Genomic DNA, 12,690 nt, shown 5'->3' with positions numbered 1-12,690 from the left:
CCTCCCGCCGCCCGCCGCCGCGGCGCCCCGCCCCCGGCCCTCAGCTCCCCCCCCCCCCCCCCCCCCCCCCCCCCCCCCCCCCCCACTACAGGGCTTTCTGGCACAGGTTTTGCAGCTTCCCCGGCAACGTTCCGTGGGAGGTTCCACATGGCCAACCTGTTTTCCAACTATCTCGGCATCCACGCCCAGGCGATGCCGCTGCGCGAGCAGCGCATGAAGCTGATCGCCAGCAACCTGAGCAATGCCGACACGCCCGGCTACAAGGCCCGCGACCTCGACTTTGATGCCGCCCTGCGCAATGCCCAAGGCGCGACCAGCGGCAATGGCCTGCTGACCACCACGGCCGAGCAGCACTACGCCATCGGCGGCGCCAACGGGCTCAACCCGTTCCAGATCCTGCGCGAAGGTGCCCAGCCCAGCCTCGACGGCAACACCGTCGACCCGGATACCGAGCGCGCCGCCTATGGCCGCGCCGCATTGGAATACCGCGCGTCGCTGAGCTTCGTCGAGTCCAAGGTGAAGACCATGCTCACCGCCATCACTGGCCAGTAAGGAAGCACGCCATGAGCAACCTGCCCATTTTTGATATTGCCGGCTCGGCGCTGCAGGCGCAGTCGGTGCGCATGAGCACCATTGCCTCCAACCTGTCCAATGCCGATTCGATCGCGGGGTCGCCACAGGCGGTCTACAAGCCGCTGGAACCGATCTTCCAGGCCGTTACCAGCCGCAATGATCCAAACCTGACCGGCGTGCAGGTCAAGGAGATCGCACAGAGCGATGCGCCGCCGATCAAACGCTACGAACCCAACCATCCGCTTGCCGATGGCGAAGGCTATGTGTATTCGCCCGACGTCGACCCGGTCGCGCAGATGGTCAACCTCATCTCCACCTCGCGCAATTACCAGGCCGGCGTGGAAATGCTCAGCACCGCCAAGGAACTTGCCCTGGCCACGCTGACGATGGGCCGTTGAGCCCACTCCCCCAGGAATCTGCCGACATGAGCACCAGCGTCAACTCCGATCTCTACACGTCGCTCGGCCTCACTGCGCCGAACACCACGGCCACCAGCAAGAACAAGGGCTCGCTGGATCAAGCCGACTTCCTGAAGCTGATGACTACCCAGCTGCAGCACCAGGATCCCACCAAACCCATGGACAACAGCCAGATGGTCGCGCAGATGGCGCAGCTGTCCACGGTGCAGGGCATCAGTGATCTGAACACTTCGGTGAAGGGCTTCCAGGAATCCATGGCAAGCGACCAGGTACTGCGCGGCGCGGCGCTGGTCGGGCATGACGTGATGGTGCCCTCCACCAAGGTCTCACTGGAGGCCGAGGGCGGCACCAGCGGCACGGTTGCGGCGCCGTCGGCCGGTACGGTCACCGTCGACATCACCGATGCGAATGGCCTGAAGGTCAATCAGCTGACCGTACCGGCCAACGCTGCTGGCGAGGTTGCCTTCCAATGGGATGGCACCAATGCCGATGGCCAGCGCATGCCGGCTGGCAGCTACACGATTACCGCCAACCACACCGATAGCGCCGGTGAACAAACCAAGCTCGCCACCTACGTCGAGGCTGAAGTTGAAAGCGTGACGGTGGGGTCCGATGGCTTGTACCTGAACCTCAAGGGGCTGGGCACTGCCCCGCTCGACTACGTGCTCCGCGTCAGCTGAGCCCCCTCTTCGATTTCCCAGGAGTATCGCCATGGGCTTCAATGTCTCTTTGTCGGGCATCAACGCGGCCAACGCCGACCTGAATGTCACCGCCAACAACGTCGCCAACGTCAACACCACCGGCTTCAAGGAATCCCGCGCCGAGTTCGCGGACCTGTTCAACGCCACCAGCTATGGCCTGTCACGCAACGCGATGGGTTCCGGCGCACGCCTGAGCAATGTGGCGCAGCAGTTCTCGCAGGGCAATATCAGCCAGACCGGGCGCAGCCTGGACCTTGCCGTGGCCGGCGAAGGCTTCTTCACCCTGAACATGAACGGCGCGCGCGTGTACTCGCGCGCAGGCAACTTCCAGACCGACAACAACGGCTATGTGGTGAATCCACAGGGCGCACGCCTGCAGGTATTTGCACCGAACGCTGACGGCACCCGCTTTGATGGCCAGCTGACCGACCTGCAGTTGCTCAATACCGACAGCCCGCCCAAGCAGAGCACCCTGGTCAACATGGCGTTCACCCTGCCCGGCAATGCGCCGGCACCGACGGTAACGCCATTCGATCCGGCCGATTCCAATACCTACAACCACTCCACCGGTGGCATCACCGTGTACGACTCGCTGGGCGTCAGCCATACCCAGACCTCGTACTTCGTGAAGACCGGTACCGCCAATGAGTGGCAGGTACACAACTATGTGGATGGCCAGCCTGCTGGCGCACCGACCCTGCTGCAGTTCTCCAACGCCGGCGCGTTGATCAGCCCGGCCAATGGCGACATCACCTTGGCACCGTTCACGCCAAGCACCGGCGCCGGCGTGGTCAACCTGACCTTGAATGTCGCAGGCTCAACCCAGTACGGCGAAAAATTCGCGGTACGCGATACCCGCCAGGATGGCTATGCTGCCGGCAAGCTCAATGAGATCAGCATCTCCGAGCAGGGCGTTGTCTATGCGCGGTACTCCAATGGCGACGACAAGCCGTTGGGCCAGGTGGCATTGACCACCTTCAACAATCCGCAAGGCTTGCAGAACCAGGGCAACAGCCTGTGGGTGGAGACCTTCTCTTCGGGCAACCCGCGCGTCGGCGCGCCTGACTCTTCGGATTTCGGCCAGGTCCAGGCCGGCGCACTGGAAGCCTCAACGGTGGACCTCACCGAGCAGCTGGTCAACATGATCGTTGCGCAGCGCAACTTCCAGGCCAACTCGCAGATGCTTTCGACGCAGGACCAGGTCACCCAGGCCATCATCAACATCCGCTGACGCTGGGATTGGCAAGTCGGGATCGGGGATTGGCCAGCAGTTTGCCGATTCACGGCCCGACTCCGCTGTTGTCTTTCCATGATGTTGCTTGTTGACGGAAAGGCGAGTGGTTTGCTCCGCTTCGCCAATCGCTGCCCCAAGCCTGCTTCCACTTTCCACCCCCGACTACCAACCTGCGAATCCCCGCCCTATGGACAAAGCCCTCTACGTTGCCATGACCGGCGCCCGTGCCTCGCTGCAGGCACAGGCCACCGTGTCGCACAACCTGGCCAACTCGGACACCCCGGGCTTCAAGGAAGCGCTGGCCAATACCGAGGCGTTCCGCATCCAGGGGCCGGGGTTTCCGTCGCGGGTGGATGCCGTGCATGTCGACGCGGGTTTCAATCGCCGCGTCGGCGCGCAGCAGATCACCGGCAATTCGCTGGACCTTTCCCTGCAGCCGGGCAGCTGGCTGGCGGTGCAGTCCAGCGATGGCAGCGAGGCCTATACCCGCAGCGGCGCCTTGTCGTTGACGCCGAACGGCCAGCTGGTGACCGCTGAAGGCAATGCGGTTCTCGATGACAATGGCAATCCGATCGCGGTGCCGCCGCACCAGGCGATGGAGATAGGTCACGACGGCACCTTGTCGATCATCCCGCTGGGCGAAGGTCCACAGACGATGGCGATGATCGGCCGCCTACGCGTGGTTGATGCACCGAATGAACGGCTTGAACGGCGTCTCGACGGACTGATGCGCAACACCGATCCGCAACAGCCATTTGCCCAACGCCAAGGCAAGGCCCTGGATAGCGGCATGCTGGAATCCAGCAATGTCGATGCGGCCGGCGCACTCGTGCAGATGATCCAGCTGCAGCGCCAGTTTGAAATGCAGGTAAAGGTCATCAAGCACGGCGACGAGAACGCGCGCAGTGCCAACAGCCTGTTGCGTCTCAACGGCTGATAGAACAACGCCAGCGCGCATGCCTTGCGTGTGCCCTCGCCTTCGCGTGGGCCAGTACAGGAAATGGTGGTCTACCCATTTCTGCCGCGACGTCGTCCAACCCACGCTTCTTCCTTTTCAACCTGCACGCGACGTGCAGGCGCATGCGCAGCCATGCCACACGGCAGGCACGGCCACAACCGCAGGCCAGCGCAACGTCACGGCACCCAGCGCCGACATTCCGACACCGGTTTTGGCACAGCCCATGCATTGACACAGGCAAGGGCCAATCGGCCGGTATCCGTCACCAAGGAATCGCACCATGAATCAGGCATTGTGGGTCGCCAAGACCGGCTTGGATGCACAACAGACACGCATGTCGGTTGTCTCCAACAACCTGGCCAACACCAATACCACCGGATTCAAACGCGACCGCGCCAGCTTCGAGGACCTGTTGTACCAACAGGTACGTCAGCCCGGTGGTTCGTCCTCGGCGCAGACGCAGCTGCCAACCGGCCTGCAGCTGGGTACCGGTGTCCGCGTTGTCGCCACGTCCAAGCATTTCGAACAGGGCAGCCAACAGCAGACCGGTCGCGCACTGGATGTGATGGCCAATGGCCGTGGCTTCTTCGAAGTGATGATGCCCGATGGCAGCTCGGCGTATACGCGCGATGGCAGCTTCCAGATCAATGCGCAGGGCGAGCTGGTGACCAACAGCGGCTACCCGGTGCAGCCTGGCATCCAGATTCCCGAGGGTGCGCAATCGCTGACCATCGGTACCGACGGCACCATCAGCGTGAAGATGGCTGGCGAAGCCGCATCAGTCGAAATCGGATCCTTGACGCTTACCGACTTCATCAACCCTGCTGGTCTGCAAGCCAAGGGCGAGAACCTTTACCTGGAAACCACCGCATCGGGCCCGGCGCAGAACGGCACGCCCGGCCTCAATGGCCTCGGCACCGTCGTGCAGGGTGCGCTGGAAGGCAGCAATGTCAACGTGGTCGAAGAGCTGGTGTCGATGATCGAAACCCAGCGCGCCTACGAAATGAACGCCAAGGCCATCTCCACCACCGACTCGATGCTCGGCTACCTCAACAACAACGTCTGATTGGTCGCCAAGGGAAACCGTCATGAGCAGCACCCCACTCCTGCGCCAACTTTCCATCGCCTTGTGCGCCGCCTTGATAGGTGGCTGCACACTGGCGGGCGACGTGCGGCCCTATGCACCGATGGCACCGGTCCAGCCCATCGTGGTGCAGGCCGCAGCGCCAACGGCTGGCGCGATCTACGCCGCCGGCCCTGGCTTGAATCTGTATGGCGACAGGCGCGCGCGTGATGTTGGCGACCTGCTGACCATCACCCTGGTGGAGAACACCATGGCCACCACCACCGCCAGCACCGCGATCAGCAAGAAGTCCGATATCGACGTTGGTACCCCGACCCTGTTTGGCGCACCGGTGACACTGGGCGGCAAGGACATCCTCGGTGCCTCCGCATCGTCAGAGCGTGACTTCGCCGGCAAGGGCAACAGCGCACAAAGCAATCGCCTGCAAGGCAGCGTCACTGTCACCGTGATCCAGCGCCTGCCCAACGGCAACCTGGTGGTGCAAGGCCAGAAGAACCTGCGGTTGAACCAGGGCGATGAGCTGGTGCAGATCCAGGGCGTGGTGCGTGCGGCGGACATCAACCCGGACAACACCATTTCCTCCAGCAAGGTTGCCGATGCACGCATCGCCTATGGCGGCCGCGGCGCGGTAGCGCAGTCCAATGCGATGGGCTGGCTGGGCCGCTTCTTCAACTCAGCGTTTGCGCTGTTCTGAGCACTGTGATGAAGACTTTCTCTTTCATGCGCCCCCTTGCCCTGGCAGCACTGGCTTTGGCTGCCGCCCTGCCCGCCGATGCCGAGCGGATCAAGGACCTGGCCCAGGTCGGCGGCGTGCGCGGCAATGCACTGGTTGGTTACGGTCTGGTGGTTGGCCTGGATGGCAGCGGCGACCGCACCAGCCAGGCGCCTTTCACCGTGCAGAGCTTGAAGAATCTGCTCGGCGAACTGGGCGTCAATGTTCCGTCCAATGTGAATCCACAGCTGAAGAACGTCGCAGCGGTTGCCATCCATGCCGAGCTGCCGCCGTTCGCCAAGCCCGGCCAGACCATCGACATCACCGTGTCCTCTATCGGCAATGCCGTATCACTGCGCGGCGGCTCCTTGCTGATGGCCCCGTTGAAAGGCATCGACGGCCAGGTCTATGCGATCGCCCAGGGCAATCTGATCGTTGGCGGCTTTGGTGCGCAGGGCAAGGATGGTTCTCGCGTCTCGGTGAACATTCCGAGCGCCGGTCGCATTCCGAATGGCGCCACGGTTGAACGTGCCCTGCCCGACGTCTTCGCTGGTGGTGGTGACATCACCTTGAACCTGCACCAGAACGACTTCACCACCGTCTCGCGGATGGTCAATGCCCTCAATGCCACCTTCGGCGAAGGTGCTGCGCGTGCGATCGATGGCGGCACTGTTTCGGTGCAGACCCCGACGGACCCAGGCGCACGCATCGGCATGCTGGCGCGCATCGAGAACGTCGAGCTTTCGCCAGGCACCGCGCCGGCACGCATCGTGGTCAACTCGCGTACCGGCACCGTGGTGATCGGCTCGCAGGTGCGGGTCAGCCCGGCAGCGATCTCGCACGGTTCCTTGACAGTGACCGTCAGCGAATCGACCCAGGTCAGCCAACCCAACGCCTTTGGCGGTGGCCAGACGGTCGCCACACCACAGTCCACAATCACCGCCAGCAACGAAGGCAGCCGCATGTTCCGCTTTGATGGCGGCGCGACCCTGGACGAGATCGTTCGTGCGGTCAACGAAGTTGGCGCGGCACCGGGCGACCTGATCGCGATCCTGGAAGCACTCAAGCAGGCCGGCGCGCTGACCGCCGACCTTGAGGTGATCTGACATGCGTATCGCCGCACCCTCGCTGGAACTCAATCCGGCCATCGCCAATGATCCGGCGAAGATCGACAAGGTTGCACGCCAGCTGGAAGGCCAGTTCGCGCAGATGCTGGTCAAGAGCATGCGCGATGCCAGCTTCGGCGATTCGCTGTTCCCGGGTGAAAACCAGATGTTCCGCGAAATGTACGACCAGCGCATTGCCGAAGCGATGACGCGCGGTCGTGGGCTCGGCCTCTCCGCCATGATCGCGCGTCAACTGGGCGGCGCCGAAGGCGCAGCCAGCGTGCCGGTCGATGCCAGCATCAAGCCCGCCGCCGCGGCACGTGCCTATCAATTGGCCGCTCCCGCTGCCACCGGCCTGCCGCTGAATGCAGCGCCGGCACTCGGCGAGGACCCACTGTCTTCGCTGAACATCAATGACCAGTCCACCTACATGGCACCGCAGGCACAGGCACTGGATCTGATTGCCGGCCGTGACAGCAGCAGCTTCCACGCCTCCTTGAACAACACCAACCCCTACCCGGGAACTGCCCCGGCCGAACTGTCTGCCGATTGGGCGATGGGCAATGACCGCTGGAGCAAGGTGTCGGCGGCCGAACGTGGTGACGCCGTTGATGCCACCACGGCCAACGTCGCTGCGGAAAAGCTCGGCAAACACACCCCCGAGGGCTTCGTTGCCAGCATCTGGCCTCACGCCGAACGTGCCGCGCGCGAGCTCGGTGTCGATCCGCGCGCACTGGTCGCCCAGGCCGCACTGGAAACCGGCTGGGGCAAGCGTCATATCAAGCGCGAGAACGGCGACAGCAGCCACAACCTGTTCGGCATCAAGGCAACCGGCTGGAGTGGCGAACGCGCCACGACCGGTACCCACGAATACGTCAACGGCCAGCGACGCAACGAGACCGCCAGCTTCCGCGCCTATGGTTCGATGGCGGAGAGCTTCGGCGACTACGTGCGCATGCTGAAGACCAGCCCACGCTACCAGGCCGCGCTCAGCGCCGGCAGCGATGTACGCAGCTTCGCCCAGGGCCTGCAGCGTGCCGGTTACGCCACCGATCCGGCCTACGCCGCCAAGATCGCTGCCATTGCCGCTGGTCCCACCATCGAGCGCGCCGTCGCTGCCATCGGTGATGCCGGTGCGCGACTGGGCCAGACCTTTGCCAGCAACGCCGGTTTTGCCGGCATCACCCGTCGTTGAGATAGCCGTCCATGTCTAATGTTCTTTCCACTGGCACCAGCGCACTGATCGCCTTCCAACGGGCGCTGGCCACCGTCAGCCACAACGTCGCCAACATCAAGACTGACGGCTACAGCCGGCAGAAAGTGGATTTCGCCACCCGCGAACCCAGCGACGTGGGCTATGGCGATGTCGGCAACGGCACCAAGATCACCGACATCCGCCGCGTTGCCGACCAGTTGGCGATCTCACGTCTGCTCGACAGCAATGGCGAACTGGCACGGTTGCAACAGCTGTCCGGCATGGCTGACCGGGTTGATGCCCTGTTCTCGGACCCGGCCACCAACGTCAGCGGGGTGTGGTCCAACTTCTTCGACGCCGTCAATGGACTGGCATCCAATGCCTCCGGCACCGCTGACCGGCGTGATGTACTGGACAACGCCAACACCCTGGTCAGCCGTTTCAAACAGCTCAACAGCAGCCTCGACAGTTTGAACAGCGAGGTCAACAACGGTTTGATCTCCGCCGCGAACGAGGTCAACCGGCTCGCATCGGAAATCGCGCAGATCAACGGAGCTATCGGCAGCAACGCCGCTGCCGCCGCACCGGATCTGCTGGACCGGCGTGACCAGCTGATCTCCAAGCTGGTTGGCTACACCGGCGGCACCGCGGTGATCCAGGACGGCGGGGTGATGAATGTCTACTCCGCCGGTGGCCAGGCGATGGTCGTTGGTACCACCGCTTCGCAGATCACCACCGCCGCTGATCCGTATCAGCCCGAACGCCTGCGCCTTGCGATCAAGACCCAGGGCATGACGGTCACCCTGGACAGCAAGGCGTTGGGCGGCCAGATCGGCGGCATGCTGGAATTCCGTGAAACCGTACTGGACCCGGCACAAGCGGAGCTGGGCCGGATCGCGGTTGGCATGGCGCAGTCCTTCAATCAGTCCCACGCCGAAGGCATGGACCTGTATGGCGACATGGGCGGGGACTTCTTCAACCTCGGTATTCCGAAGGTCTCGGCGCATAGCGGTAACGCTGGCAGCGCCAGCCTTACCGCAAGTTATGGTGATCTGAGCGCGCTGGACGGGCAGAACCTGCTGTTGAAATTTGACGGCAGCACGTGGCAGGCGAGCCGCGCCGATAGTGGCGTCGCGGTACCGATGACAGGTACAGGCACTGCTGCCGATCCGTTCGTGGTCAATGGCGTTCAATTCGTTGTCGGCGGCAGTCCCGCCGCCAACGACCGTTTCCTGCTGCAGCCCACCGCTGCCGCAACCCATGAACTCTCGGTGGCGATCACTGATCCGTCGCGCGTCGCTGCCGCCAACCCGATCAAGGGCGCAGCCGCGCTGACCAATACCGGGACCGGCAAGCTTGGCAACCTGGATGTTGTGAATGCGGGTGACCCTGCCCTGCTCAATCCAGCGTCGATCAGCTTCGTCGATGCCAACAACTACACCATCGATGGGGCCGGCCCCTACCCTTACACACCGGGTCAGACCATCAGTGCCAACGGCTGGAACGTCGTGCTCGACGGCAAGCCTGCCGCTGGCGATCGTTTCGATGTCACCAAGACCGCGCCTGGCTCCAGTGACAACGGCAATGCCAAGCGCTTGGCCGATGTCGAGGACGCCAAGGCGTTCAACGGCGGCACCATCACCTTGAACGGTGCACTGGGCGGGCTGACCACGCAGATCGGCTCCGCTGCACGCGCCGCCGACTATTCGCTGCAGGCGCAGCAGGTGATCAACGACAACGCCAAGGCATCACGGGATTCGATCTCCGGCGTCAACCTTGATGAAGAAGCGGCAGACATGCTCCGGTTGCAGCAGGCCTACCAGGCTGCCTCGCAGCTGATCTCCACCGCCGACACCATGTTCCAGACGATCCTGAAGGCGGTGGGCTGATGAGTACCCGTATCTCCAGCAACATGATGTATGACCAGTCCGTTGCGCTGATGTTGTCCAAGCAGAGCAAGATGAATCACCTTGAACAGCAGCTGGCGACCGGCAAGAAGATCGTCACTGCCAAGGATGATCCGGTGGCATCCGGTACCGCGGTGGGCATGGACCGCGTGCTGGCCGAACTTGAACAACTGGGCAAGAACGCCAACGCCGTGCAGAACCGCCTCGGCCTGCAGGAAAACGTGCTGGCACAGGCTGGCGAGATGTTGACGCGCGTATCGGACCTGACTGTCCAGGCCAACAGCCCGGCACTGTCGGTCGAGGACCGCAAGGCTGTGGCCAGCGAGCTGAAGTCCATCAAGGACTCGTTGCTCGCGCTCGCCAACACCACCGACGGTACTGGCCGTTATCTGTTCGGTGGCGCGGCCGATGCCAGCGCGCCGTTCTCGCTTAGCAACGGCACGGTGACCTACAACGGCGACCAGACCCAGCGCCAGGTCGAAGTCTCGCCAGGCACCTTCGTGAAGGATGCGCTGCCCGGCAGTGAGATCTTCATGCGCATCCGTACCGGCGACGGCACGGTGGATGGGCGCGCTGCCGCCGGCAACACCGGCCAGGCCGTGCTCACCGACATCGGCCGCGACAGCTCCGGTGGTTGGACCGGTGACAGCTACACCCTTCGCTTCACCGCAACGGACACCTATGAGGTGGTGGATGCCAGCAACACGGTGGTGGCTACCGGCACCCATACCAGCGGCGAAGACATCGTGTTCGAGGGGCTGCGCATGCGCATCGACGGTACCCCGGCAGTGGGCGACACCTTCACCGCCGCTACCGCTGAAACCCGCGACGTGTTCAGCAGCATCGACCAGCTGGTACAGACGCTGCAGATGGACACGTCCACCCCGGCGGCAAGGGCAGCCCAGCAGAACGCATTGCAGGCCAGCATCCGCGATGTTCGCCAGGCATCCAACAGCATGATCGATACGCGCGCTGCAGGTGGCGCTCAGCTCACTGCAATCGACAACGCTGATTCACTGCGCGAAGCCAACACCGTCACGCTCGAGAGCTCGCTCTCGCAGATGCGTGACCTCAACTACGCCGAAGCAATCGGGCAGTACAAGCTCGAAGGCGCGGCGCTGCAAGCGGCACAGACCATCTTCACGCAGATGCAGTCGATGTCGCTGTTCAACATGATTCGCTGATTTACATCTACGGCAGCACATCTGCCAGTCCACAACGCAAAGCACCGAGCACAACGGAGACGTACCCATGGCACAGATCATCAACACCAACATCATGTCGCTGAACGCTCAGCGGAATTTGAACACCAGCGGCTCCAGCCTGGCTACTTCGATCCAGCGCCTGTCCTCGGGCCTGCGTATCAACAGCGCCAAGGACGACGCCGCCGGCCTGGCGATTTCCGAGCGTTTCAGCACCCAGATCCGCGGCATGGACCAGGCCGCCCGCAACGCGAACGATGGCATCTCGCTGTCGCAGACCGCTGAAGGCGCCCTCGGCGAAATCAGCAACAACCTGCAGCGCATCCGTGAGCTGGCGGTGCAGTCGCGCAATGCGACCAACTCGCCTTCCGACCGCGCCGCACTGGACGCCGAAGTACAGCTGCTGAAGGCCGAAATCCAGCGCGTCGCCGAGCAGACCAACTTCAACGGCACTGCCTTGCTGGATGGAAGCTTCCAGAACCAGGCGTTCCAGGTGGGTGCCGATCAGGGCCAGGTGATCAACATCGCGCAGATCGCCAACGCCAACATCAAGGAACTGGGTAACTGGAACCGCGTGGATACGCCGGCCTCGGCAGCAGCTGTCGCCGCTGACGGTGGTTACGTCGCAGGCACGCCCACCCCCGGCACCAGCACCTTGAGCCTTGCAGGTGTGGCTGATCCGGCTGCCGCGCTGTCCTTCCAGGTTGGCGGCACCACCATCAACGTGGCAGCGGACGCGGCGCGTACCACCGCCGCCGGCTTGGCTACCGCGGTCAACACTGCAATCGGCACCAACATCGCAGGGCTTACCGCCAGCGTCAGCGGCACCGATATCGGCCTGAGCAACACCAATGCCACACCGATCACCATTTCCGGTGGTCTCACCGGCACGGTCGGCGCCCAGACCGAAGTGGGTGGTACCCCGGCCACCTTCACCGCTGGCAACTTCACCCTGACCGGCAGCAAGGGCACTGCAACCATCAGCTTCAGCGCAGCCGGTGGCGCCTCACAGCGCGCCAGCGATCTGGTGAAGGCCGTCAACAACCAGAGCTACAACACCGGCGTCACCGCCTCGTTGGATGCCAGCGGCAATCTGCAGTTGGCCTCGGCATCGGGCCAGTTCACCATTGCTGGCGGCGCATCGTTGACCGCACAGACCGGCCTGACGGCGGCAACAACGACTGACTGGGCGGCCGGCGCGGCCGAAACCGGCTTCGCGGATCTGGACGTGCTCTCGGCTACCGGTGCTGACAATGCACTCAACGCCATCGACGCTGCGCTGCAGTCGATCAACTCCTCGCGTGCGGATCTGGGTGCGGTGCAGAACCGCTTCACCTCGACCATCGCCAACCTCAACACCTCCTCGGAGAACCTGTCTGCCGCACGCAGCCGCATCCGCGATGCCGACTACGCCAAGGAAACCGCAGAGCTGACCCGCACGCAGATCCTGCAGCAGGCGGGCACGGCAATGCTGGCGCAGGCCAACCAGTCGCCGCAGAACGTATTGAGCCTGCTGAAGTAAGCAAACGCAGCTGTAGTGCCGAGCCATGCTCGGCACGAGCTTCACCGGCAATGCCCCTGCCGAGCATGGCTCGGCAC

At 63.5% G+C, this 12,690-nt stretch carries 12 protein-coding genes; all 12 read left to right on the top strand.

The window, feature by feature from the left end:
* Window positions 1-147: 147 nt before the first annotated feature.
* Window positions 148-552 (top strand): flagellar basal body rod protein FlgB, encoded by a 405-nt coding sequence (gene flgB / locus QMX78_RS16405; RefSeq protein ID WP_282271518.1) that lies wholly within the window; start codon window positions 148-150, stop codon window positions 550-552.
* Between the two features lie 11 nt (window positions 553-563).
* Entirely contained in the window at window positions 564-971 is a 408-nt protein-coding gene (flgC, locus tag QMX78_RS16400; RefSeq protein ID WP_282271517.1) for a flagellar basal body rod protein FlgC, read from the top strand.
* Between the two features lie 26 nt (window positions 972-997).
* Entirely contained in the window at window positions 998-1,672 is a 675-nt protein-coding gene (locus QMX78_RS16395) for a flagellar hook capping FlgD N-terminal domain-containing protein (protein ID WP_282271515.1), read from the top strand.
* Between the two features lie 31 nt (window positions 1,673-1,703).
* Entirely contained in the window at window positions 1,704-2,924 is a 1,221-nt protein-coding gene (gene flgE / locus QMX78_RS16390) for a flagellar hook protein FlgE (protein WP_282271514.1), read from the top strand.
* Window positions 2,925-3,114: 190 nt separating this feature from the next.
* The gene (locus QMX78_RS16385) at window positions 3,115-3,864 is read left to right on the top strand and encodes a flagellar basal body rod protein FlgF (protein WP_282271512.1); all 750 of its coding nucleotides are present in this window, start codon (window positions 3,115-3,117) and stop codon (window positions 3,862-3,864) included.
* Window positions 3,865-4,165: 301 nt separating this feature from the next.
* Window positions 4,166-4,951 carry a flagellar basal-body rod protein FlgG gene (gene flgG, locus QMX78_RS16380; RefSeq protein ID WP_282271510.1) on the top strand — a complete coding sequence of 262 codons (786 nt, stop codon included), beginning with the start codon at window positions 4,166-4,168 and terminating at the stop codon, window positions 4,949-4,951.
* 22 nt (window positions 4,952-4,973) lie between these two features.
* Window positions 4,974-5,663, top strand: coding sequence for a flagellar basal body L-ring protein FlgH (flgH, locus tag QMX78_RS16375; protein WP_282271506.1), 690 nt, complete (start codon window positions 4,974-4,976; stop codon window positions 5,661-5,663).
* Window positions 5,664-5,671: 8 nt separating this feature from the next.
* Window positions 5,672-6,787 (top strand): flagellar basal body P-ring protein FlgI, encoded by a 1,116-nt coding sequence (locus QMX78_RS16370; RefSeq protein WP_282271504.1) that lies wholly within the window; start codon window positions 5,672-5,674, stop codon window positions 6,785-6,787.
* A 1-nt stretch (window position 6,788) separates the two neighbouring features.
* Complete coding sequence (gene flgJ, locus QMX78_RS16365) at window positions 6,789-7,982, top strand: flagellar assembly peptidoglycan hydrolase FlgJ (RefSeq protein WP_282271502.1); 1,194 nt, start codon at window positions 6,789-6,791, stop codon at window positions 7,980-7,982.
* Window positions 7,983-7,993: 11 nt separating this feature from the next.
* On the top strand, window positions 7,994-9,871 hold the full coding sequence (gene flgK, locus QMX78_RS16360; protein WP_282271500.1) for a flagellar hook-associated protein FlgK: 1,878 nt from the start codon (window positions 7,994-7,996) through the stop codon (window positions 9,869-9,871).
* Window positions 9,871-11,073 (top strand): flagellar hook-associated protein FlgL, encoded by a 1,203-nt coding sequence (gene flgL, locus QMX78_RS16355; RefSeq protein ID WP_282271498.1) that lies wholly within the window; start codon window positions 9,871-9,873, stop codon window positions 11,071-11,073. Before flgK ends, flgL begins: the two co-directional genes overlap by 1 nt.
* 67 nt (window positions 11,074-11,140) lie before the next feature.
* Window positions 11,141-12,613, top strand: coding sequence for a flagellin (locus QMX78_RS16350; RefSeq protein WP_282271496.1), 1,473 nt, complete (start codon window positions 11,141-11,143; stop codon window positions 12,611-12,613).
* Window positions 12,614-12,690: the final 77 nt, after the last annotated feature.

The sequence above is a fragment of the Stenotrophomonas sp. PS02298 genome (assembly GCF_029959445.1).
Classification (GTDB): domain Bacteria; phylum Pseudomonadota; class Gammaproteobacteria; order Xanthomonadales; family Xanthomonadaceae; genus Stenotrophomonas.
Note: the sequence above shows the minus strand (reverse complement) of the source record. Positions and strands in the feature narration are given on the sequence as shown.

Coding starts and splice junctions, on each gene's coding strand:
- flgB (WP_282271518.1), top strand. CDS start 148: ATGGCCAACCTGTTTTCCAACTATCTCGGCATCCACGCCCAGGCGATG.
- flgC (WP_282271517.1), top strand. CDS start 564: ATGAGCAACCTGCCCATTTTTGATATTGCCGGCTCGGCGCTGCAGGCG.
- QMX78_RS16395 (WP_282271515.1), top strand. CDS start 998: ATGAGCACCAGCGTCAACTCCGATCTCTACACGTCGCTCGGCCTCACT.
- flgE (WP_282271514.1), top strand. CDS start 1,704: ATGGGCTTCAATGTCTCTTTGTCGGGCATCAACGCGGCCAACGCCGAC.
- QMX78_RS16385 (WP_282271512.1), top strand. CDS start 3,115: ATGGACAAAGCCCTCTACGTTGCCATGACCGGCGCCCGTGCCTCGCTG.
- flgG (WP_282271510.1), top strand. CDS start 4,166: ATGAATCAGGCATTGTGGGTCGCCAAGACCGGCTTGGATGCACAACAG.
- flgH (WP_282271506.1), top strand. CDS start 4,974: ATGAGCAGCACCCCACTCCTGCGCCAACTTTCCATCGCCTTGTGCGCC.
- QMX78_RS16370 (WP_282271504.1), top strand. CDS start 5,672: ATGAAGACTTTCTCTTTCATGCGCCCCCTTGCCCTGGCAGCACTGGCT.
- flgJ (WP_282271502.1), top strand. CDS start 6,789: ATGCGTATCGCCGCACCCTCGCTGGAACTCAATCCGGCCATCGCCAAT.
- flgK (WP_282271500.1), top strand. CDS start 7,994: ATGTCTAATGTTCTTTCCACTGGCACCAGCGCACTGATCGCCTTCCAA.
- flgL (WP_282271498.1), top strand. CDS start 9,871: ATGAGTACCCGTATCTCCAGCAACATGATGTATGACCAGTCCGTTGCG.
- QMX78_RS16350 (WP_282271496.1), top strand. CDS start 11,141: ATGGCACAGATCATCAACACCAACATCATGTCGCTGAACGCTCAGCGG.